This window comes from Lactiplantibacillus garii (genome assembly GCF_003885105.1).
Lineage (GTDB): Bacteria > Bacillota > Bacilli > Lactobacillales > Lactobacillaceae > Lactiplantibacillus > Lactiplantibacillus garii.
Genome location: NZ_QWZQ01000006.1, coordinates 1 through 23,532 on the forward strand (window position 1 = coordinate 1; position 23,532 = coordinate 23,532).

Below are 23,532 nucleotides of genomic sequence, written 5' to 3' on the forward strand. Positions count from 1 at the left end.
AAGAACCAGAACCGGAAACGCCGGGTGAAACTGATGAACCGGAACCCGAAACACCCCAAGTTCCTGAACCTGAGGAGCCGGGAGAAATTGCCGCACCGGAAAAACCCGGAGAAACCGTTGAAGAGGAAGAAGAATTCGAAGAGGAAATCCAGGAAGAAATCGAAGCGGGAGTTGCTCCTGAAGAGGTCGTTGACCAAATCGAAGAAGAAGTTGAGCGCGAAATTACCAATGACGCTGTCACCGAAGAAACCGTGACGGAATTGGAAACCGCTTTTGAAGAAGTTCAAAAAGAGACCGTTGGTGAACAAGTCAGTGAAGAAAGTACCCTGCTGACGCTCATTGATGGCGCTATTAAGCGGGCCCAAGCCAACCATGATACGGCCTTAGTGGCCAAGTTGGAAAACTTACGGACCCGGGTTGCGGCCGCCCTGGCCGTTGCGCGCGGGAAGGGGTTACCGCAAACTGATGAGAATCAAAATCAATGGATCAGTCTGGCGGGAATCGCCCTGGCTAGCAGCTTAACGGTTGCGGCGTACGCATTGCGTCGTAAACGCATGATTTAATTAAATTAATTGCAATCAAAAATAAACGGAGGTTACCGTATTTAACGGTGATTTCCGCTTATTTTTTTACGATTTATTAAACCGTTTCAAAGGCAAAAAAAAGCCACCAGACATGTATTGGTCTAGTGACACCAAATTACTTTTTACTCCATGACCATACCTAATCCTTTGACCCCATAACGACCACTTAGTTAAGTGGTATAAAGGCTAACCCCCATTAGCTTTTATAACAATTATTATAAATGATTAGCTTAATTAGTCAAGATTTGTTCGAATATATTTTTGCAAAACATTTCAATCTATATCGACATAATTATTTTGATTAATTCTAAATTGGTCTAAAGCTGATAAGGACGGTAAAAAACCGCTGGTCACGAAGGTGTGACTAGCGGTTGAACGGTTGGTAATGTTTAATTACGAATTAATTGGTTGAAGTTAAATTCGTTGGGAATGAAGTGCGATTCGGTGTATTCAAACTGGCGTCCCTCGTCGTTAAACGAGATACTGATCATGTTCCCAACGCAGTTATTTTGGCCCAAATCGAGCTGGGTTTGATCCAGCTCGGCTGCTGAATCGACCCGCAGCATCCGCTTAACAACGGCAATTTTGAGTTTGAGCTTCTTTTGTAAGTAGTGGTAAATGGACCGTTTGGCAATGGCCGGGGTAATGCCGGGGGTCAACTGAGCGTTGAAGTAGTTGATATCGATGACGGCGCGGGTGCCGTTGATCAGCCGGACCCGTTGAATCGCGTACACCGGGATACCAACTTCAAACGCGGTTTTTTCACTTAGTGCCTGGTCGACCATCACCTGTTTAAACGCCACGACGTCGGTTTCGTAATCGAGGGCCCGACCGCTGTTTAAGCCTTGTACCCCGGTAACGTCTCCTAGGTCCAGGTTAAACTGTTGAGTTTGGGGGGAGTGTTCTAATAAAACGACCCCGCGCCCCTTAACACTGTATACCAGTCCTTCCGCAGCCAGTTTTTCAATAGCTTTACGAACGGCGTAACGGCTGCTGCCGAATTCTTTAATCAGGTCGTCTTCAATGGGTAAGCGCATTTTAATGCTGTACTTGCCTGCTAAGATACGTTTTTTTAAAGTTTGGTAGATATTTTCAAACGTTATTTTTTCCATGTTCTCATCCTCGTAAGCGTTGTTATTAGTTTTATTATACCAAATATTTTGGTGGTTTAATAAACGAACGAATAAATATTGAAATTTATTCGAATAAAATTGACAAAAAATAAGCGTTCTATTTATAATGAAAGCATCAAACAAGTTATAAAAAACGATGACCATATGGGGGGATTACGATGCAAGTTGAACACCAAACGTTGAGTGCAGCTGAACATCCGTTTCAGGTAACGGCCTACTGGTTAGACCAGATTTCAGATTTTGAAGAACCCGTGAATTATCCGGTGATGATTATTTGCCCGGGGGGTGGCTTTACTTATCACTCGGGACGTGAGGAAGCGCCGATTGCGACCCGCTTTAACGCGGAAGGAATGCACACGATAGTTTTAAACTATCAGTTGGAAAATGACGGTACCACAGTTTATCCGTGGGCGCTGCAGCAAGTTGCCCAAACGATTGCCTGGGTGACCGAACACGCCCAGCAACGCCACGTCGCGACTGACCGAATCATACTGACGGGGTTTTCCGCGGGCGGGCACGTGGTGGCGCTGTATAACGCAGTCACCACCGATCCCGCGTTACGGCAAGCGTACGGACTGAACGATTATCCAGGCGAACACGCCGCGGTCGTGCTTGGTTACCCGGTCATCGATTTAAACGCGGGCTTTCCGGGAAGCGCTGCCGAACGGGACAAGGTAACGACGGATGCCCGTTTATGGGCTGCGCAGAAGCTGGTTTCAGAAGAAACTAAACCGGCCTTTGTTTGGCAAACGGCGACTGACGAACTGGTGCCGGCGCAAAATTCATTATTATACGTGCAAGCACTCATGGCTAAAAACGTGGACGTGGAGTACCACCTGTTTGGTAGTGGCATTCACGGCCTGGCACTGGCCAATCACGTGACGGAAAAGCCTAACAAGGCGAAGTATTTAAACGACCAGGCGAGTCAGTGGACCAAGCTGGCTACGCGTTGGTTGCAACGGCAGGGGTTACTGGCTGGTGAGTTTTAAGGCATTAGGATGGTAAGCGTGGGATAAAACTTCAAGGCGCGAAAATTACTCGGTTTACGTGGAGTGATTTTCGCGCCTTACTGCGTTTCCGTGGTAATGGTGCCGAAATGGACGCCAAACGAAGTGCCTTGTAGCCCATTCTTTTAGTGGCTGCGATTAATTTGGTTGTGACGGGAGTTAAAATTCTGCGGTATAATTTTAACTACGAACAATTTATAAAGGGAGCGATTTATTATGGCGACCAATCAACACTTAGTCATCATTTCTTTGGATGCGCTCGGATTCCGCGATTTGCGGGAGCACCAAGCGGAACTACCGGTTTTAAACCGGTTGATGACCGGGGGCGCGTGGGTCAAGTCGGTTACCGGGATCTACCCGACACTGACGTACCCGTCACACACGACCATTATTACTGGGCAGTACCCCAACGTTCACGGCATTGTTAATAATACCAAGATCCAACCTAAACGGCGTTCACCCGACTGGTACTGGTACCAAAAGGACGTCCAAGTTCCAACGCTTTATGATTTGGCTCGCCAACAGCGGTTAACGACCGCCGCTTTTTTATGGCCGGTCACTGCGGGTAGTAAAATTACATATAACTTAGCTGAAATTTTTCCCAACCGGATCTGGACCAACCAAGTCCTAGTTTCGCTTAAAGCTAGTTCACCACTATTTTTACTCGAGATGAATCATAAGTACGGCCATTTACGGAACGGCATTCATCAGCCCCAATTAGACGAGTTTATTACCGCCTGTGCGGTTGATACGTTGACCCATAAAAAACCTAATTTGACGATGATCCACTTAGTTGATATGGACAGTATGCGGCACCGCTACGGCGTGCGTTCAAAGGAAGCCATGCAGGCCCTTCACCGCTTGGATCGGCACGTTGGCCAATTAATTGAGGCCACTAAGGCGGCCGGAACCTTTGCTGATACGAACTTTGTTATTTTAGGTGACCATTACCAGATTAACGTGGATCACATGATCCACTTAAACACCCTGTTTGCCCACCGCGGCTGGTTAACCGCTCGGCCAGATCAAACTTTTGAAGAGGATTGGCGCGTTATGGCTAAAACGGCGGACGGCTCGACCTACGTGTACACCCGTAACTTTGACGAGTTGGCCGAATTGAAAAAAGTCATTAGTACGGTAGAAGGCGTAGAGAACGTGATCGACGGTCCCGCCGCGGCTAAACGGGGGGCCGACCCGGCGTGTGCCCTGATGGTGGAAGCTAAGGAAGGGTACTACTTCACCGATGAAAGTCGGCGGCCGTTAGTCGTCGAACCGGTTCACCCAGCAACGTTGGGCCAGCCCGACCGCTACCACGGCGTGCACGGTTACGATCCGACTAAACCGGATTACCAAACGACGTTGCTCTTTAACGGCCCGGCCGTTAAAGCCGGCGTGACGATTGACGCGGCTAACCTCGTTGATGAAGCACCAACCTTTGCCCGGTTGCTCGGACTGCACTTTGATGGCCCGATGCCCGGACACAGTTTAAACGGCATATTTAATTAAGGGAGATTTTGATGAAATTTAATAAGCAACAGTGGGGCTGGATCTTTTACGATTGGGCCAACTCCGGCTACGGTATCATCGTGACGACCGCCGTATTACCGGTCTACTTTAAAGCGGTCGCGCAGGCCAGCGGTGTTTCACCGGCAAACGCGACCGCGTACTGGGGGTACGCGAACAGTATCGGGACGTTATTAGTTTCCATCTTGGCACCGGTCCTCGGAGCGTTGGCGGATTATCCGCACGCTAAAAAACGAATGCTTAACCTGTTCACCACGGTCGGTATGTTAATGACCTTGGGGTTAAGTATCGCGCCACCCAGCGCGTGGAAGTGGCTGCTCGTTATTTACATTTTATCGATTATTGGTTACTCCGGTGGGAACTTGTTTTACGATAGCTTTCTGACCGACGTGGCACCCAATGATCAAATGGACCGCTTGTCCTCTTACGGTTACGGGTTCGGGTACTTAGGCGGGGTGTTAGCTTTTATCCTGTTCCTCGTGTTGCAATTGACTAGTGGCTTTGGCATGCTCTCCAGCTACGGGGTCGCCCGCTGGAGCTTCGTATTAGCAGCCGTTTGGTGGGTGATTTTTTACATTCCGTTGTTAAAAAACGTGCACCAAAAGTACGCGTTGGCACCGAGTGCGCACCCGGTCCGGTCGAGTTTTAGCCGGGTGTGGTCAACCTTAAAGCACATTCGGAACTACCGGGCCGCCGCTTGGTTTTTAGTGGCGTACTTTTTCTACATTGACGGGGTCGATACGATTTTTACCATGGCCACGTCCATCGGCATGGATATGGGGATCACCACCACGACGTTAATGATCGTGCTACTAGTTGTGCAACTGGTCGCCTTCCCGTTTTCACTGCTGTACGGTTGGTTAGCGACGAAAACGTCGACCCGAACGGGAATTTTGTTAGGAATCATTATTTACTTAGGCATCTGTTTGTACGCCCTGCGCTTACACACCGTCACCGATTTTTGGATCTTAGCAGTCTTAGTCGGGACCAGTCAGGGGGGAATTCAAGCCCTGAGCCGCTCGTACTTTGGACGGTTGATTCCTAAAAAGAGCGGGAGTGAATTCTTCGGCTTTTATAACATTTTAGGGAAATTTTCAGCCGTCATGGGCCCCGTACTCGTGGGCATTGTGACCCAAATGACGGGCAAGTCGACGATTGGTGCGGCGTCACTCAGCGTCCTGTTTCTAATTGGCCTGGTTATTTTCCTGGCGTTACCGCACCTGAACCAGACGAAATCGGTGTAGGCCTTCCGCCCAGTCGTTAGCCTGAATATTTCCAGCCCCCATTGTCCGCGCTATAATTAGGGTGACAGTTATAAGGGGAGTGGGATTAAATGTGGAAAAAACTGGGCTGGTTAAGCGTTGTGCTCGTGACGGGATTGTTACTAACGGGGTGCCGGGCGACCACGCCAACTACTAAAAGTAACGCTAGTGGGCGGGTGACCGCCGTCCCAACGCTATTTTTCCACGGTTACGGTAGTAGTATTAACGCGGAGACTCACATGGCGAACGCGGCGGTCAAAGCCGGGGTAACGCGATCGGTGGTTCAAGCTCAGGTTGCAAATGACGGCAGTGTCCGCCTCAAGGGGCACTTTAAGGCCGGGGAGCGTTCCCCAATCGTGGAAGTCGGGTTTGCAAACAATCGCAATGGAAATTATCGTGTGGCGGGCCGCTGGGTCAAAAACGTGGTGGTCACGCTGCAACAACGTTACCGAATCAAGGCTTTTAACGTGGTTGGGCACTCGATGGGCAACATGGCCATCGTCTATTATTTATTGCAGTATGGCGCCAACAAACGGTTGCCCCAGTTGCGGAAACAGGTCGATATTGCCGGACACTTTAACGGAATTTTAGGCATGAACGACGAGCCTAACCGGATGAAGTTGAAGGTGGACGGGCAGCCCATGAAGATGGACGCGGACTACCGCACCCTGTTAAAGTTGCGCCAAACGTTACCTAAAAACCAGATTCAAGTTTTAAATATTTACGGTGATAAAAACGACGGTACCCATTCGGACGGGCGCGTCAGCAACGCTTCGTCGCAATCTTTACGGTACTTAGTCGCGCCACGGGCACAGTCGTACCGTGAGAAACGCATCGTTGGTCCGGCTGCTCAGCACAGCCGGTTACACGAAAACGCCCAGGTTGACCGGGCGTTGATCAAGTTTATTTGGAATCAATAACAAAAATGATCAGCTTAAACGCAGCGTGCGGAACAAACTAACTTTTGGCGCACGTTGTGGCGACCTTATCGCAGAAAATAAAGCCCATCGATTACTCAGTTTATTTTGAGTAATCGATGGGCTTTAAAGTTGCGTCCCGTGCGCCGGTTGTACGCTTAATGGCCTCGTGTACTTGGCTTAGCTGGTGATAGCGGGGGTGTTAGGCGTGGTGGGGGTTAAAGCGGTCGTTTTCGACGTCGGTCAGGTAGTGACGCAGGTTGGTGAAGAAGACGGCCGGGTTGTCCACCATGTGGTTATGGCCACTATTGGGAGTGACGACTAGGCGGGCGTTAGGCATAGCGTGTGCCATCCGTTTTGCGGCCGTTAGCGGCATGGTTTCATGATCACCAAAGGACAGTAACGTTGGTAATTGAATGGTTTTGAGCTGGTGGGAAAAGTCCCAGCCACCGAGGTCCCCGTAAACGACGAATTCGTTGTCCCCCTGAAAGTAGTTGTAAACCGGTTTAGCTTGGATGTCGATTTGATGAGCGAGGACTTCCGGCTGCCGGCGGTTAACGTACTGGTGGTAAAGGTGGGTGATTAGTTGGCGGTAGTGGGGATTGTCCCACTCGCCCCGTTTTTCAATCGCTAACATAAAGGCGTTTTCGGCTGGTGAGAATTCGGCTTGACGGATGGCCTTCATTCGCTTAACGTAGTCGGCTACGTTATCGATCATACTGATAATAATGAGTCCACGGAGTTGTTCTTGGTGGCTGGCGGCGTACGTCATAGCCAGGACGCCGCCCCACGAGTGACCGGCTAAGTAGAAGTGGTCGTAGCCGAGTTTACGGCGGACTTCATCAACTTCCTTTAAGTAATAGGCTTCGTTTAGGTATTTTTTACGAACGTGGGGGTCGTCCCAGTCTGGGGTGTCGGAATACCACGAACCTAACTGGTCGTACATGGTGACTTCGACGTCTAAAGCGGCCAGTTCGGGGCCGAAGCGTTCAAACACTTCGTGGGTATCCCCGGGACCTCCGTGTAAACAAAGTAATTTGATGTGCCCACCGAGATTAGTCGTGTGCGTCCACAAGTGGTAGCCGTTACTTAACGTGATAATTCTGGTAACGTTTTGCATGTTGATTGCCTCCATCAATAATCAATTAATTAGTTTTAAATTACCGCGTGCACACAGTGGGTTCAAATGGTGGCCCGCTTTTGCGGTCAGAAAAACCGGTTCTTAACCTGAGCATTGTTCGTTCAAGTTAAGAACCGGTTTTGATTAGTGTTGATTAGCGCTAAAAAGTTCGAAGTGTTGTTTTAAATACTGACCGGTCACGCTGGCCGGGTTGGCACTAACGGCTTGCGGTGTCCCGGTTGCGACGACGTGCCCACCGTTAATACCGCCGGCCGGCCCCATGTCGATGACGTAATCGGCGTTGGCAATGACGTCGAGATCGTGTTCAATTGCAATCACGGTCGCGCCTTGCTGGATCAACTGATCAAAAACTTTGACCAGCTGTTGGATATCCAGCGGGTGCAACCCGACGGACGGTTCGTCAAAGACAAACAGGGTCCCGGTTTGACGTTTACCAATGCGTGACGTGAGCTTTAAACGCTGCGCCTCACCACCGGATAATTCGGGAGTACTTTCGCCAAGCAGCAGGTAACCCAGGCCCATTGCGTGCAGAATTTGTAAGGTGTTTTCAATGGCGGCTTCGTCCTTAAACAGTGGGAGGGCTTCGTCGACCGATAAGGCGAGCACGTCGGCAATCGTGTAGCCGTTCCAAGTAACGGCCAGGGTTGCTTGATTATAACGCCGGCCGTGACACTGTGGGCAGACTTCGGTGATATCCGGTAAGTACTGGACGTCTAGCGAAATTTGACCAGTTCCGCCGCAGACCGGGCAGGCCCCGGCCTTAACGTTGTAGGAGAACTGACTAGCCCCGTAGCCGCGGGCTTGGGCATCCGGAGTAGCTGCGAACAAGCGGCGGAGGTTGTCCAAAATATTCGTGTAGGTAGCCACGGTGGAGCGGACGTTTTTGCCCACGGGGACCGAGTCCACTTCGACAACGTGGCGGACGTGGTTATTATCAAACGCCTTGACGTGTTTAGGAAGTGCCTGGTGCTTGGCCGTTGCGTTGAGTGCGGGAATCAAACTGTCCAGTACCAGCGTTGTTTTACCCGCGCCGCTCATCCCGGTCACGGTCGTTAAGCGGTTTTTCGGGAACTGAACGTGGACGTCCTGGATATTGAACCGGTGCGCAACTTCGAGATCTAAAGCCCCCTTGGCCCAGAGTTGGTGGTCGGTTAAAACCGGCCGTTCGCGGAGTGTCGCGTGTCCCGTTAAAAACGGTGCGATCAGGGACGTTGGTTGGGTTTTAATGGCCGCCACGGTTCCCTGATCGACCACGGTCCCGCCGTGTTTACCGGCTCCCGGGCCAATTTCAATGACGTAATCGGCGGCACTAATGATGCTGGTGTCGTGATCAACTACTACGACCGAGTTTCCTTGCGCGACCAAGCCCCGAAACGCCTTGATCAAACCGTTGACGTTGGCGGGGTGTAAGCCAACGGAGGGTTCGTCCAGTACGTAAAGAACGCCGGTCGTGGCACTGCGGAGAGTCCGTCCTAACTGAATTCGTTGCAATTCCCCAGTGGAAAGGGTCGCACCCGGTCGACTGAGCGTGAGGTAGTCGAGCCCGAGGTCTTCCATGGGTTGCAGGCTCAGCAGCAACTCGTCCACGAGCGATTGGCCGAGCCGGGCCATCTTAGCGGGTAACCAGTCGACAATGGTGGTGGCGAACTGGTGCAGGTCGGCGACGGTCATGGCACTGACCTCGGCAATGTTTTTACCGTTTAAAAGCTGGTTGAGTAACTTAGGGTTGAAACGGGAACCGCGGCAGTCCGGACAGGTATCAAATTTATAAAATTTATTGAGGCGGGTGATGGCCCGTTCGTTTTTAGTGGTCGCCATGCTATCTTCTACCGCCGCAAAGGCGTTTTCGTAGACGGCGTTGTCCATGTGAAATATTTTCCCCTTGGAACTGGGAATATTGATTGCAATCGTCTGTTTCGGCCCGTGCAGGACCCGCTGTTTATCGGCCGCACTAAGGTCCTTATAGGGCACGTCGATTGGAATTCCAATCTCGCGGGCAACGATGGGCATGAAGTTGCGGCCTGGTAAGTGCCACGACGCCACCGCACCCGCTTGGATGGTCTGGTTTTCGTCAGCAATGATCAGGTCGGGATCGATTTGACGGACTTCACCAAGCCCGCCACAGGTCGGACAGGCCCCGGCGGAGTTAAACGCAAAGTCCTCCGCCCCGTACGCCGTAAAGTGAACGCCACAGGTTGGGCAGACTAAATGGCCCATGTTTTCCGCCACGGCCAAGGTTGGTTGTTGACGGTGACCGTAAGGACAAACCGGAGTACCTAACCGCGAAAAGACTAAGCGCAAGATGTTTAAGCTTTCGGACATAGTCCCGACGGTCGAACGGACGCCGGGGACTTGCGGTCGTTGGCGGAGTGCCAGGGCCGAGGGTAAGTACTGAACGGAATCGACGTTGGCCTTGCCGACCTGGTTGATTCGCCGACGGGTAAAGGTTGAGAGGGCGTTTAAATAACGCCGGGCCCCCTCCGCGTATAGGACCCCCATTGCGAGCGAAGACTTCCCGGAACCGCTGCGACCGGTAATGGCGACAAACGCGTTGAGCGGGATGTCGATGTCCAGATTTTTTAGATTATTGACGTGGGCTCCACGAACTTTGATGTGGGTCGGAATGGTTGCTTTTACCATAAAAAAACTCCCTTCAGACGCTGATGAACTAGTTCCATGCTACAACACCCAGCTAAATTTTCCCATCAATCGGCCGTATGGTAAACTTAAGCCAATTAACGAGAAAACGGAGGGGGACGCGATGCAAAAAAGTAGGCGGTGGGGTTGGCTAGTCGGGCTCTGCGGGTTAGTTGCGTTTATAACGTGGTTGGGGTTAGGCCCTGTTTTTGCGCGGGCAGACTACCGCGTGGACGATTACCACGTTAACGTTAACGTGCAACCGGACGGCAGTGCGCAGGTGACGCAGACGATGGCGTATGAATTCTATGATGACTACCACGGGGTGTTCAACGTGCAGGACCTACGGGGAATTTCGGGGGCTAAGCTGGAAACGGTCACGACGAAGCTAAACGGTGGTCCCCAAAAAGTTGCGCACGCGGCCACTGACGGCGCTAACAATACGTATTCGTTGAGTCAAAATAAGCAGCGAATGCGGATCAAATTATACCGGCAAGTGCGCGATGCGGACGTTTTACGGGTCGCTTACAAGTACCAGCTGTACGGGGTGGTGACCAACTACGCCGATACCGCCGAGTTAAATTGGAAGGTGATCGGTAACGGCTGGGACGTGGCGTTGCAGCACGGTAAAATCACGATCCAGTTACCTAGTAAAAACGTGACGACACTGCAGGCGTGGACGCACGGACCGTTAAGCGGGCACACGACCGTGGACCATAAGAATGGGCGCGTGACGCTGACCGTTCAGCGGAATCCCGCGAATCGTTTTGTCGAAAGTCACCTGTTATTTCCAACCAGCGTAACTGCGACTAATCAGCGGACCAGTTCTAAAAAGCGGAAGGCGACCGTTCAAAAGCAGGAAGCGGCACTCGCGCGCCAGGCGAATCAACGGCGCCAACGGTCCCAATTGCTCCGCCGGGTAAGCGTGGTGGCGGCTGGCGTTGTTTGGGTGCTCATTGTCGCTGGTTACCTCTGGTGGTTTTACCGGCACCCGGCTAATTCCCACCAAAAACCGCTTCCGTTGGCGCACTCGTTTGACGTGCCACCGGTCAGCCCGGCGGTGGCACAAGCGTTATTAACGGGACGAGCGCCGGATACTAAGGCCCTGACCGGGGAAATTTTACGGGCCGCGGCCGACCACGAGATTCGAATTGAGTCCGCTACGGACAAGCACCGTCCTGTGGTGGTGTTGACAAAATTAAAAACAATTCACAATTCGTTTTTGGCAAACTGTTTTACCACGGTTGCGCCCAGTGGAACGTTCCGCCTGACGGAACTTAAAAAGTACGGACAGCGTGACCAGTCTGGCCGGGTCAACGGTTGGTTTAGCAAATGGCAACGAACGGTCAATCAGGACGTTGCGGTTTATCGGGATGAAACGAACGCCGCGATTCAGCACTACACGTTGGGCGGGGCCATCATGGTCACGATTACCGGAATCATTGCGAGCGGCCTGGGAACGTTACTTAGTGCGCACGTTGCACTCGCCATGGGGAGTGTGGCCGCAATCGGCGCCGTGGCGTTTTGGGTGACCTGGCTAGTTCGGCGTCGGCAAGTCCTAACTAATACGGACGCCGGGCTGCAACTGATCAATCAAATTAGCGGGCTTCGCCGGATGTTAAAAGACATTGGTCATTTTAATACGGCCGAAGTGGGTGATCTGATTCTATGGGAACAGCTGTTACCATACGCGGCGGCCTTCGGGTTAGCTAAAAAGGTCACGGCGCAACTCGCCGTTGACTTTGGGACCGATGCCCTAGCAACCGGCATGGCACTTTATTACCCGCTGTTTTACGCTAACGGTGGCGCGCAGGTGGACCTTTCGGGAGTCATTAGTAATAGCTTTAGCGGGGCAATCAGTGCGTCGGTGGATGCCAGCTCGTCATCCGGCGCTTCCGGGGGCTTCTCGGGTGGCAGTTCGGGCGGCTTTGGCGGTGGTTCCGGTGGGGGCGCGTTTTAACGGCTACCCGTTGCCGCGGAGATACGCGGCGCCCGGAACAAAACTTTTGAAGCCCAGCTTCTTTTTTCTAGTCGGTGGTGTCGAAACGGGTTTTAAAAGCCGATTTGTTTCGCATAACAGCAATTAACCGCTTATTTCAAAACCAGGAATAAGCGGTTAATTTTTGTTATGCTCGCAAACTGAGCGGTTTTGGCCCATGCGCCTGAAAGCTTTACCGTGCATTAAATCAACGGACGCTAACGCTGGAAGTGTGTTTTCCCGTTAGCGAAGATTTTTTAAGTGTAGGGGGTTGTACTTGAACGGGATTATCGGTAACCTTAGGTGGTAAGGCTTACATAGAATGGATGGTTTATAGATGACAGTAAAACTAATTGCAACTGACATGGACGGGACCTTCTTGGATAATCACGGCGAGTACGACCGGCCCCGCTTTACGAAGATTTACCGGGCGCTTCAGCAACGCGGTATTCAGTTTGTTATTGCTAGCGGCCACCAAGCCGTTGAACTCGCCGACTACTTCGCGGATTATCCCGACATGTGGTTGATTGGTGGCAACGGTGCCGAATTACTTAACGCGCGGGTTGGTCTGAGCGCCGAAACGTTTACGCCGAGCGCGACGGCGCAAGTTTTGGCCGGCTTAGCGCCGTACCCCGAGTTACAGCTTGCACTGTGTGGCACCCGAACGGTGTACGTCGCGCAGAATGCCAATCCTAGTTTCGTGGCGCAAATGCGGGATTACTACTACCAATTGGAAACGGTCGCCGATTTAACGACCGTCACGGAACCGGTCGTTAAGTTTGATGTGATTTGCCCACCGGAAAAAACGGACCAGCTCGTTTACGAACTGACGCCTAAGTTAGCGGGCATCGCCGTGCCGGTTTCTGGTGGTCAGGGCAGTATGGATCTGATTCAACCGGGGATGCACAAGGGCCGGGCCTTAAAACGGCTGGGTCAACGGTTGGGTATCGCTCCCACCGAAATGCTCGCGTTTGGTGACGGCACGAACGACCTCGAAATGTTCCACTACGTTAAAACCGGGGTCGCCATGCAAAACGCCCCGGCCAACGTGAAGGCCAACGCCGCAGCCGTGACCGGGACCAACCTGGACGGCGGGGTCCTGAGCTACATTGAGCAACACGTTTTGGAAGCTTAGGCGGTATTTTCAGAAAAGAGTAGCGGTTTGATTTGCCAAAGTAGTTGTTGGCATGCTAATATTTATCTATATGATTAACGACACAGGAGGCTGGGAGGTTTAATCCCGACCTCTTTTCTGTATGTACGGCTCATGACAAAAAAAGTAGAGGTATTTAAATGCTCACCGTAAGTAATGTTAGTATGCAGTTTTCAACTCGCAAACTTTATGAAGAGGTTAATTTAAAATTTACGCCGGGAAACTGCTACGGCGTTATTGGCGCTAACGGGGCGGGGAAATCAACGTTCCTGAAGATTTTGGAAGGTAAACTTCAACCAACGACCGGGACGGTTTCCATGGGCCCCAACGAGCGGATGTCCAGCCTAAACCAAAACCACTTTGCCTTTGACGATGAAGAAGTTTTAGCCACGGTGATCCGTGGTCACGAAAAGCTTTACGAGATCATGGTTGAAAAAGATGCGCTGTACGCTAAGCCGGATTTTAGTGACGAAGACGGAATCCGGGCGGCCGAACTAGAAGGCGAATTTGCCGAAATGGACGGCTGGAACGCGGAGTCGGAAGCTGACCAGTTGTTACAAGACTTGGGCATTGACGAATCCATGCAACACTTAAAAATGAGTGAATTGACCGAACCACAAAAGGTGAAGGTCTTACTTGGGCAAGCCCTGTTCGGCAACCCCGACGTTTTACTTTTAGACGAACCGACCAACGGGTTAGACGTTCAATCCATTAGTTGGTTGGAAGATTTCTTGGCAAGTTACCAGAACACCGTTATCGTGGTTTCCCATGACCGGCACTTTTTGAACCAAGTTTGTACGCACATGTGTGACGTGGACTTCGGCAAGATCACGCTGTTCGTTGGTAACTATGACTTCTGGATGGAATCCAGTCAGTTGGCGGCTAAGTTACAGGCTAACGCCAACGCTAAGAAGGCTGACCAGATCAAGGAATTACAAGAATTCGTGGCCCGATTTAGTGCCAACGCTTCGAAATCTAAACAAGCGACGTCGCGGAAGAAACAGTTGGAAAAAATCACGCTGGACGATATCAAGCCGTCTTCCCGGAAGTACCCGTTCATCAAGTTTACGCCCGACCGGGAACTGGGGAATGATTTGTTGCGGGTCGAAAACGTTTCGAAGACCATCGAAGGCGTGAAGATTCTGGATAACATTAGCTTCACCCTACGGCCAACCGAAAAAACGGCGTTGATTAGTCGTAACGACTTAGCAACGACGACCTTGATGCAAATTATTGCCGGCGACTTACAACCGGATAGTGGGGAAGTGGTTTGGGGCCAAACCACGTCGCGGACGTATTTACCAAAGGACATTAACGAAGAATTTGCCGGTAGCGAGTTACCGATCATTGATTGGTTACGGCAGTTTGCTTCTAAGGAAGAGAGTGACAACACGTTCCTGCGGGGCTTCTTAGGGAAAATGCTGTTTTCTGGTCAGGACGTGGAACGGCCAGTCAACGTGTTATCCGGGGGCGAAAAGGTTCGCGGGATGTTGTCCAAGATGATGCTAAGCCGGGCCAACGTGCTACTTTTAGACGACCCAACGAACCACTTGGACTTGGAATCAATCACGGCACTAAACGACGCGCTGATTGCGTTTAACAGTGCGATTATTTTTACGTCCCACGACCACGAGTTCATTCAAACGATTGCTGATCACATCGTGGAAGTTAGTGCCAAGGGGGTCGTTGACCGTGGTGACACGACTTACGATGAATACCTCGCGCACGAAGCGACCCAGGGCCGGGTCCAAGACCTTTATTAAAATGAAAATGTGGTGACCTTTACCACTGATAATCCTCCCAGTCTGGTATGATAAATACATACTAGATGGGGGGATTTTTATGATGGCGCCAGAATTTGATCAAACGTTGCGCCGCTGGTACGTGGGCCAATTAATCGTTTTAATGGTCGCCGTGATGGTTAGGTTACTGATTACGAACCAGGGGATGGCCTTTCCCGGTGGCGGGATGGTCATGATCATTTGGTTTTTAAATGCGTTGTGGCCGGCGATTGATGCTGACCAGCACGATTGGCGGCGATTGCGTCACTTTAACTATTACGTCCAAACGGTCCTGCTATTTACGTTGATGCCGATCATGGTTGCCAATTTGATCAACTTGGTCTGCCAGGCGACGACACTTGATGAACAGGGACTGATTGCCGTTGGGATGGCGTACTTGGTGGTCGCTTTCGTACCGGTTGGCTACGTCGTGACGGCGAAGATTCAATCGGTAGTGGGCCGCATCGCGGTTCTGATCTCCGCCATTTTCAGTGGCTTGATTGGGGCCCAACCCACGCTATTTGCTTTGCCACTCTTGAACGTCCCCGCGACGTTTAGCATGGTTAGTGACGCCGGGATTTTGGGAGCCGTGGGCTTTGTCATCACGGTCGGTGTTTTGATGGTCGCCTGGGGATTCCGGTTGCCCGCTTGGCGCTTGAACCGGCGGGCTAGTCGGGGCTTAGTTGGGTTGATCATCATCGTGGGTGTGGTCTTTAGTTTGTGGAACGCCTTTAGTGACGGTGCGACCTGGGCAACGACCTTTACCCGGTGGAACTTTCAGTTAAAAAACGCGACTTGGAAGATGTTTCTAAGTGGTTTGGAACCCGGGATCGCCGAAGAGTGGCTGTACCGTTACGCCGTCTTGACCATTTTACTCACGGCCTTTCGGCACAGCCGCTTCCAATTGCTCTGGAGTGTTGGTCTAAGTGGTGGGTTGTTCGGACTTTGGCACTTTACCAACGTTTTAGCGGGACAATCGTGGCAGGCAACCGGAGAACAAATGATCTTTGCCGCGACACTCGGGTGGTTCTTAGCGGTGGTCTACTTGTATACGGGGAGCATCACGGCTTCGATGGCGATTCACGCGGCCATTGATATTTTAAGTATGATGGCTTCCGGTTCCCAAACGATGACCGTGCCGGACGCTTTTGAATGGCAAACGATTGGCCTGACCGTCGTCGTATTTGTCGCCCTGACCATTTTCTTTTTAACGGGACGTCGCCGGCGAGTGATGCAGGCTTACGTTGACCAGCGGTTACTGCGATCGTTAGACTAGAACCGAATTGTTAAGCTTTAAAGGAAAAGAGCGTTCGGAAATGCTTGGCTAAAGGTGACTTTGATTGCTTACAACTAGATGGTGCAATTACGGTTGTGCCTTTTGATTTTTACCCAACGGTTGACCGAATTATACCGTTTGTAACAAGTTTGTAATCTTCGTGTTATCTAATCGCAACGCCAGCTCGTTATACTAGCGTCAGACATGTGAAGTTTTTATAAGTTTACATACGCTTGATCAGGTTGATTCATAGTTGGGAGCTGGATCGGTTTACTTTTTCAGGACATCAAGCTTGGTTAGCTGTTGATGGAAAGTAGCTCAGTTGGGTGAATCTTAAGTCTGATAAGCATGCAAATACCTCTCGGGATGGGCTGGGTCCATGACGAGGCACATAATTTGGCAGGCAAGTTGCCTGCAAGCCGATCAAGGCGTCCGTATTTAGCGGGCGCCTTTTTTGCACGAATGTATTATTTATGAAAAAATCAGTCTATTTGTGGTAGCGGATTCATTTTCGGTGACGGGGCGTGCTATAATTTGAGTACTAAGCCAGGGGAGGGGCGCTAATGGATTTACAGCAAACGTTAGCAAGGGTGCTGGTTGCTGACCTGCAACCAATTAAACATTCGTCCTATAACCAAATGTTTACGGGGGTTAGCCAGCTTTTCGGGACCACGGTATTTGTTAAGGTATTCGCACGACAACGTCAAGGCAAGTTTGAGGTTGAACGGCAAGTGAATCAACAACTTAATGACCGGGTATTAACGAGCTGGGAACTGTCCAGTGGAGAGTGGGTGTTGGTGATGCGCAACCTGAAATTGAAACCGTTGTCAGAACTGACGTCCCCGATTTTGGAAACGATGGGTGCGACGTTGCGGCGGTTTCATGATCAGGTTAAGTTGCCCCCCAGTCAGTTAGCCGCGTGTGATTTTGACGCGACGGCCCGTCGGATTACCGAACTGGCAACGAGTTCAATTAGTGCGCAGTTGACCGGTGCCCTCGGTTGGTTTAGTCAGCACTACTCCGATTTGCGGGCTGAATGTCGGCAATTGCCCGTTGTTTGTCTACACGGCGACGTGGGAAAACGTAACTATCGGTTGGTAAAGGGGCACGTTGAGTTAATTGATTTTGAACGCTGCCGTCACGGGTACGTTCAAGAAGATTTACAGAAGCTTTTTTACCAAGACTTTGCGGGAAATCCCGCGGCCATCGCGGCGTTTCAACGGGGATATGGTCCCACGCCCACCACGCCGCCCCTTGTGATGAACTGGCTAAGATTACAGTGTTGTGCGGGAATTTTTACTTACACGCAACACTTCTCCGCCCCTCAATTTGAAGCGGTGGGACGGGCCATTTTGGCCGACGTTTTAACTGGAATTGCCGGCAGTTCGACTGAGTAAAAAAATTTACGCGTAGTTGGGTCCGTTGAGGATTACGGGGGCGTGACGTTGATTTTAAATGGTGTAAGCGGGAGTTAGCACAACTTTTTTTAAAAGTGGAGCGCCGTAAAATGCGGGCTAAATGGTAAAAGCTTGTTCACAATCAAAATACTATCCTGGCGAGGAATAACGTATACTAAGTTTATTAACTACAAACACTACCAGTTGTGTTTATACATGGTTGGTAGTCTAAATGTGGTGTAATTTGGAAGAAATGGGGTAACGGCATGTCAACACTAGTCATTAAAGATTTAAAGGTCAGCGTGACCGAAAACGAAGAGGAACGTTTAATTTTAAAGGGGGTCAATTTAACCCTCAATACGGGTGAGACCCACGCCATTATGGGGCCCAATGGTACCGGGAAATCCACGCTTTCTGAAACAATCATGGGTAACCCGGCGTACCACGTTGTGAGTGGCTCGGTAACCTTGGACGGTGAAGACTTGTTAAGTCAAACGGTCGATCAACGGGCCCGGGCCGGCCTGTTCTTAGCCATGCAGTACCCGGCTGAGATCAAGGGGGTCACTAACGTCGAATTTTTACGGGCCGCCATCAACGCCCGGCGTGCGAAGGACGATCCCATTAGTGTGACCGACTTCTTAGCCGACTTGGACCATAACTTGGAACTATTGAACATGACCCCGGAAATGGCGGAACGTTACTTAAACGAAGGCTTTTCTGGTGGTGAAAAGAAGCGTAACGAAATTTTGCAATTATTGATGATCAAGCCCAAGTTTGCCATCTTGGATGAAATTGACTCCGGCTTGGACATTGACGCCTTACAAGTGGTGGCTAAGGGGGTCAACGCCTTAGCTAGCCCCGATTTTGGGACCTTAATGATCACGCACTACCAACGGTTATTGAACTATATCGTCCCCGACTACGTCCACGTCATGATGGGCGGGCGCATTGTCAAAACCGGGGATGCCGACTTAGCAAATAAGTTGGAAGCGGAAGGCTACGCCGGTTTACGCGATGAACTTGGTCTAAACGTCGCTTTAACGGACGACGAGTAGGGGGTGGCAAGATGCAAACAGCAACGATGTTAGCCGGAGTTCAGGATTACAGTCAAACCCAAACCGAACCCGGCTGGTTAACGAAGCTCCGTACGCAGGCGGTCGCCGACTACGCCACGCTCGCACTACCAGTATTTGAAAAAATTAACTACCGTTCGTGGCCACTCCTAGACGTGCAGGCACCGGAAGTAACGGCAAATCCGGGACTTACCGAAGAACTGAGCGCGCGGGGACGGGAAACTAATTTTTTCAGTGTTGGTGATACGACTGTGCGGGTAAAATTACCCGCAGACGCCGCGGACCAGGGCGTGATCCTATGCGATTTACGGACTGCGATTCGGAAGCACGGGGACTTAGTTAAAGCCAACCTGTTTACGCAGGCGTTAAAACCAGACGCTGATAAACTGACGGCGCTGAACGCGGCACTCATGACCAACGGCTTTTTCCTGTACGTACCAGCCAACGCGGTTGTTAAAGAACCCTTGGAAATTTTACAATTAGTGGACCAGCGGCGCCCCCAAAACTTTGTCCAGCATAACTTGGTTGTAACGGCACCGAATAGTCAGGTGGAAATCGTTCAGCGGCTTGGGAGTGTCGGAACCAGCGACGCCATCGTTCACATGGTCGTCGAAGTTGTGGCGGGCGCTAATAGTCACGTGAGTTTTGCCGGAATCGATAATTTAGCGGCTAACACGACCGCCTACTTAAATCGCCGGGGGAACCTGAGTCCGGACGCCCACCTTAACTGGGAATTGGCGGAAATGAACGCCGGTCAGGTGATTGCCGACTTTGATACCGAATTGCGGGGACGGGGCTCGGAAGCTAATGTGAAGACCATCGCGGTGGCCAACCAGCAGCAGACCCAGGGAATTGATACCCGGGTGACTAACTACGGCCCCAACTCGGTTGCAAACATTGTTCAACGCGGCGTGATTTTAGACGCGGCTACCTTGATTTTTAACGGAATCGGTCACATTGTCCACGGTGCCCACGGTTCCAAAGCGGACCAGGAAAACCGGTTGTTGATGTTGTCTTCGGCCGCGCGCGGTGACGCAAACCCGATTTTATTAATTGATGAAAATGACGTTGAAGCCGGTCACGCGGCCAGTGTAGGCCGGGTCGACGAGCAGCAGATGTACTATTTACGTAGTCGCGGGATTCCCGAGCCAGTTGCGCAACGACTAGTTATTCGGGGCTTCCTCGCGGGCGTGGTTACCGAACTACGGTCACCACGACTCCGCAAGAGTTTAATGAGTTTGATAGAAAGGCGGTTAGCGGATGACAACGATTGATTATCGTCAGGATTTTCCAATTTTAAAAACGCGGGTCAACGACGAGCCGTTAACTTACCTTGATAACGCCGCCACGAGTCAAAAGCCCCAAGCTGTGATCGACGCAATGGCCGATTTTTACGCCAACGGGAACGCCAACGTGCACCGCGGGGTCTACACCCTAGCAGCACAAGCGACCGACCGTTACGAGGCGGTCCGTGACCAAGTGGCGCAACTACTAAACGCGGCGCGGCGGGAAGAAGTCTTTTTTACCCGTTCGACGACCGACAGCTTAAACTGGGTCGTGCAAACGTATGGTGAGCAGTTTGTATCCGCTGGCGATGAAATCGTCGTGGCCGTGATGGAACACCACAGTAACCTCGTACCGTGGCAACAGTTAGCCATTCGTAAGGGCGCGACGCTCAAGTACGTGGGTTTACAGCCGGACGGGCAGTTGGATTTAGAAGATGCCCGTAAACAGATTACGGCCAAAACCAAAATTGTGGCCGTGACGCAGGCGTCCAACGTACTGGGTGTGACCAACCCAATTAAAACGCTAGCCCGTTTGGCCCACGCGCAACACGCGGTTTTAGTGGTGGATGGGGCGCAGGCGGTGGCCCACATGCCAGTCGACGTTCAAGCGCTTGACGCTGATTTTTACGCGTTTTCAGCGCACAAAGTCTACGGTCCGACCGGGGTCGGGGTGCTTTACGGTAAGTACGCTTTGCTGGAACAATTAACGCCCGCCCAATTCGGTGGTGAGATGATCAGTGACGTTGATTGGCAAACGACTGAATTTGCGGCGATTCCCGAACGGTTTGAAGCTGGTACGCCCAACGTCTGTGGGGTGATTGGCCTCGGTGCCGCGCTGACCTACTTACAACGGGTAGGTTTTGCAACGGTTCAAACGATTGAAAAGCGGTTAACGGCCCAACTATTAGACGGCCTGACCCAAATGCCCGGAATCACCGTTTATGGTCCACAGACGGTCGCTGACCACGGTCCGGTAGTGGCTTTTAACGTGGAGAACGTGCACGGCCACGACGTTGCGACCGGCTTAGACCTGGCCGGAGTCGAGGTGCGGGCGGGGCATCACTGTGCTCAACCGCTAATGCGCTACTTGCACGTCAGCGCGACGGTCCGGGCCAGCGTTGGCTTTTATAATAATGAAGCTGACGTGGAACGTTTTTTGACGGCGTTAAAATCGGTAAAGGAGTTCTTTGAATCATGAGTTTATTAAGATTAAAAGCCCTCTACCAAACGGTTATCTTGGAACACGCGCAGGCCCCCCACCACTTTGGGACGGTGCCTGACGCGCAAACGGTGACGTTGCATAACCCGACTTGTGGGGATGAAATTAACGTTCAGATGGTCATTCAAGACCATCAAATTAAGCAAATTGCCTTTACGGGCAGCGGTTGTACGATTTCGCAAGCATCGGCCAGTATCATGACCGACGTATTAGCGGGACAACCGGTGGCGGTGGCTCAGCAACGCATCGCCAACTTTTCCACGCTGATCACGGGCGACACCTTAACGGCGGATGAACAACACGCGTTAGGTGACGCCGCGGTCTTAGCGACGGTTGCCGAATTTCCGACCCGTATTAAGTGTGCAACTTTAGCGTGGCACGCGGCGGATCAATTATTAACGATGGGGGATGACGCTGATGGCAGAACCAAATAAGGCACAAGCGGTCGTTGCCGGAACTGACAATTACGAGTACGGGTTTCACGATGACGTGACCCCGGTTTATTCAACGGGGGAGGGCCTTAACGAAGACGTGATCCGGCAAATTTCCGCGGAAAAACACGAACCACAGTGGATGTTGGATTACCGTTTGAAAGCTTATCAAATCTACTTAAAATTACCACAGCCCAAGGTTGGGCCGGATCTGAGTGGCTTGGACTTAGTTCATATGAAATATTTCCAAAAAGCAACGGACAAAAAGTATCGCGACTGGAACGACGTCCCGGATAAAATCAAGCAGACGTTTGACCGGTTAGGTGTTCCCGAAGCCGAACGGAAGTATTTGGCGGGGTCGAGTGCCCAGTATGAATCCGAAGTGGTTTATCACCGGATGCAAGAAACCTTTGAAAAGACCGGGATCATCTTTACCGATACTGATACGGCGCTCCAAAAGTACCCGGAACTCTTTAAAAAGTGGTTTGGTAAGTTAGTGCCGGCCAGCACGAATAAGTACGCGGCGTTAAACTGTGCCGTGTGGTCCGGGGGGACGTTTATCTACGTTCCTAAAGGGGTGACGGTGACCACGCCGATCCAGTCCTATTTCCGGATCAACGCGGAAAATACCGGTCAATTTGAACGGACCCTTATCATTGTGGATGAAGGGGCCAACGTGAACTACGTCGAAGGTTGTACCGCACCCAACTACGATTCGGATAGTTTACACGCGGCGGTCGTGGAAGTTAACGTCTTAGCGAACGCCACCTGTCGTTACACGACCATTCAAAACTGGTCGAACAACGTTTATAGTTTGGAAACGAAACGGGCCCAGGCCCTCGAGAACGCGACCATGGAATGGGTCGATGGTAACCTGGGTTCTAAGATCACGATGAAGTATCCGTCCGTTTATTTGAATGGTCAGGGTGCTCACGGCACGATGTTGTCAATCGCGGTGGCTGGACATAACGTTGACCAAGATACTGGTGCGCGGATGATCCACAATGCCAAAAACACGACCTCGTCGATCGTTTCTAAGTCAATTGCTAAGGACGGCGGTGCCGTGGATTACCGGGGAACCGTGCGTTTTGGACGGCACTCTGACGGGTCGTTTGCCCACGTAGAGTGCGACACGATCATCATGGACGACCTATCATCGAGTGATACGATCCCGTACAACGAGATTTTAAACGGTAACGTTTCGATGGAACACGAAGCCAAGGTTTCCAAAGTTTCAGAAGCCCAACTCTACTATTTGATGAGTCGCGGGATTTCGGAACAAAAGGCGACCGAAATGATTATCATGGGCTTCGTAGAACCCTTTACGAAACAGTTACCAATGGAGTACGCGGTGGAATTAAACCGCTTGATCAGTTTTGAGATGGAAGGTTCAATCGGTTAACATGAGTGAAATTGGCACGAGAGAGCAGTTTAAAGCGCGGAGTATGGCCGCGTTAGCAACGGTGATCGACCCGGAACTGGGAGTCGACGTGGTTGGCTTAGGGTTGATTTACGACGTGACCTTGGATGAAAAAACGGGTGAATGCGTTGTGACGATGACGTTAACGATGATGGGTTGCCCCTTAACGGACGTCTTGGCCAATGGTATCACCGATGCGTTGACCCCTCTGCCGGGTGTTTTGACGGTCACAATTAACCTGGTCTGGTCACCAGCGTGGTCGATTGCCCGAATGTCCCGGGCGGCCCGGTTGCAGCTGCACGTTTAAAAAGAG

The 23,532-nt window shown here is 51.4% G+C and carries 19 protein-coding genes; 16 read left to right on the top strand and 3 right to left on the bottom strand.

Annotated features, from left to right (window positions below; all coding sequences use genetic code 11):
- Nucleotides 1–563: LPXTG cell wall anchor domain-containing protein (locus D1831_RS02680; protein WP_125071383.1), on the top strand; the 563-nt coding region annotated here is incomplete at its 5' end.
- Nucleotides 564–973: 410 nt separating this feature from the next.
- Here D1831_RS02680 and D1831_RS02685 read toward each other — a convergent pair.
- Entirely contained in the window at nt 974–1,696 is a 723-nt protein-coding gene (locus tag D1831_RS02685; protein WP_125071384.1) for a UTRA domain-containing protein, read from the bottom strand.
- 179 nt (nt 1,697–1,875) lie between these two features.
- Between D1831_RS02685 and D1831_RS02690 the strand changes: the two genes are divergently transcribed.
- From D1831_RS02690 to D1831_RS02705, 4 genes are all read left to right on the top strand, one after another.
- Entirely contained in the window at nt 1,876–2,706 is an 831-nt protein-coding gene (locus D1831_RS02690) for an alpha/beta hydrolase (protein WP_125071385.1), read from the top strand.
- A 234-nt stretch (nt 2,707–2,940) separates the two neighbouring features.
- Entirely contained in the window at nt 2,941–4,230 is a 1,290-nt protein-coding gene (locus D1831_RS02695; protein ID WP_125071386.1) for an alkaline phosphatase family protein, read from the top strand.
- An 11-nt stretch (nt 4,231–4,241) separates the two neighbouring features.
- Nucleotides 4,242–5,492 (top strand): MFS transporter, encoded by a 1,251-nt coding sequence (locus tag D1831_RS02700; protein WP_125071387.1) that lies wholly within the window; start codon nt 4,242–4,244, stop codon nt 5,490–5,492.
- A gap of 89 nt (nt 5,493–5,581) precedes the next feature.
- Complete coding sequence (locus D1831_RS02705; RefSeq protein WP_125071388.1) at nt 5,582–6,430, top strand: alpha/beta hydrolase; 849 nt, start codon at nt 5,582–5,584, stop codon at nt 6,428–6,430.
- 199 nt (nt 6,431–6,629) lie between these two features.
- Here D1831_RS02705 and D1831_RS02710 read toward each other — a convergent pair whose 3' ends face one another.
- Both D1831_RS02710 and D1831_RS02715 read right to left on the bottom strand, forming a co-directional pair.
- Nucleotides 6,630–7,547 carry a proline iminopeptidase-family hydrolase gene (locus D1831_RS02710; RefSeq protein WP_125071389.1) on the bottom strand — a complete coding sequence of 306 codons (918 nt, stop codon included), beginning with the start codon at nt 7,545–7,547 and terminating at the stop codon, nt 6,630–6,632.
- A gap of 144 nt (nt 7,548–7,691) precedes the next feature.
- A complete protein-coding gene (locus tag D1831_RS02715; protein ID WP_125071390.1) occupies nt 7,692–10,208 on the bottom strand; it encodes an excinuclease ABC subunit UvrA in 2,517 nt (838 codons plus the stop codon).
- Between the two features lie 121 nt (nt 10,209–10,329).
- On the opposite strand from D1831_RS02715, the gene D1831_RS02720 reads away from it, so the two are divergent.
- The 11 genes from D1831_RS02720 to D1831_RS02770 all read left to right on the top strand — a co-directional run bounded on the left by D1831_RS02720 (nt 10,330) and on the right by D1831_RS02770 (nt 23,526).
- Nucleotides 10,330–12,165: a DUF2207 domain-containing protein gene (locus D1831_RS02720; protein ID WP_125071391.1), complete on the top strand. Its 1,836-nt coding sequence runs from the start codon at nt 10,330–10,332 to the stop codon at nt 12,163–12,165.
- A gap of 355 nt (nt 12,166–12,520) precedes the next feature.
- Nucleotides 12,521–13,318, top strand: coding sequence for a Cof-type HAD-IIB family hydrolase (locus tag D1831_RS02725; RefSeq protein WP_125071392.1), 798 nt, complete (start codon nt 12,521–12,523; stop codon nt 13,316–13,318).
- Nucleotides 13,319–13,476: 158 nt separating this feature from the next.
- Nucleotides 13,477–15,099 carry an ABC-F family ATP-binding cassette domain-containing protein gene (locus D1831_RS02730; RefSeq protein ID WP_125071393.1) on the top strand — a complete coding sequence of 541 codons (1,623 nt, stop codon included), beginning with the start codon at nt 13,477–13,479 and terminating at the stop codon, nt 15,097–15,099.
- Between the two features lie 79 nt (nt 15,100–15,178).
- Entirely contained in the window at nt 15,179–16,393 is a 1,215-nt protein-coding gene (locus tag D1831_RS02735) for a CPBP family intramembrane glutamic endopeptidase (protein ID WP_225422749.1), read from the top strand.
- A 563-nt stretch (nt 16,394–16,956) separates the two neighbouring features.
- Complete coding sequence (locus D1831_RS02740; protein ID WP_125071395.1) at nt 16,957–17,790, top strand: phosphotransferase; 834 nt, start codon at nt 16,957–16,959, stop codon at nt 17,788–17,790.
- A gap of 266 nt (nt 17,791–18,056) precedes the next feature.
- Entirely contained in the window at nt 18,057–18,845 is a 789-nt protein-coding gene (gene sufC / locus D1831_RS02745; RefSeq protein ID WP_125071396.1) for a Fe-S cluster assembly ATPase SufC, read from the top strand.
- A gap of 11 nt (nt 18,846–18,856) precedes the next feature.
- Nucleotides 18,857–20,137, top strand: coding sequence for a Fe-S cluster assembly protein SufD (gene sufD / locus D1831_RS02750; RefSeq protein WP_225422750.1), 1,281 nt, complete (start codon nt 18,857–18,859; stop codon nt 20,135–20,137).
- Entirely contained in the window at nt 20,124–21,347 is a 1,224-nt protein-coding gene (locus tag D1831_RS02755) for an aminotransferase class V-fold PLP-dependent enzyme (RefSeq protein ID WP_125071397.1), read from the top strand. Before sufD ends, D1831_RS02755 begins: the two co-directional genes overlap by 14 nt.
- Nucleotides 21,344–21,802 (top strand): Fe-S cluster assembly sulfur transfer protein SufU, encoded by a 459-nt coding sequence (sufU, locus tag D1831_RS02760; RefSeq protein WP_125071398.1) that lies wholly within the window; start codon nt 21,344–21,346, stop codon nt 21,800–21,802. Before D1831_RS02755 ends, sufU begins: the two co-directional genes overlap by 4 nt.
- Nucleotides 21,786–23,201: a Fe-S cluster assembly protein SufB gene (gene sufB, locus D1831_RS02765; RefSeq protein ID WP_125071399.1), complete on the top strand. Its 1,416-nt coding sequence runs from the start codon at nt 21,786–21,788 to the stop codon at nt 23,199–23,201. The genes sufU and sufB overlap by 17 nt, the downstream gene beginning before the upstream one ends.
- A gap of 1 nt (nt 23,202) precedes the next feature.
- Complete coding sequence (locus tag D1831_RS02770) at nt 23,203–23,526, top strand: metal-sulfur cluster assembly factor (RefSeq protein ID WP_125071400.1); 324 nt, start codon at nt 23,203–23,205, stop codon at nt 23,524–23,526.
- Nucleotides 23,527–23,532: the final 6 nt, after the last annotated feature.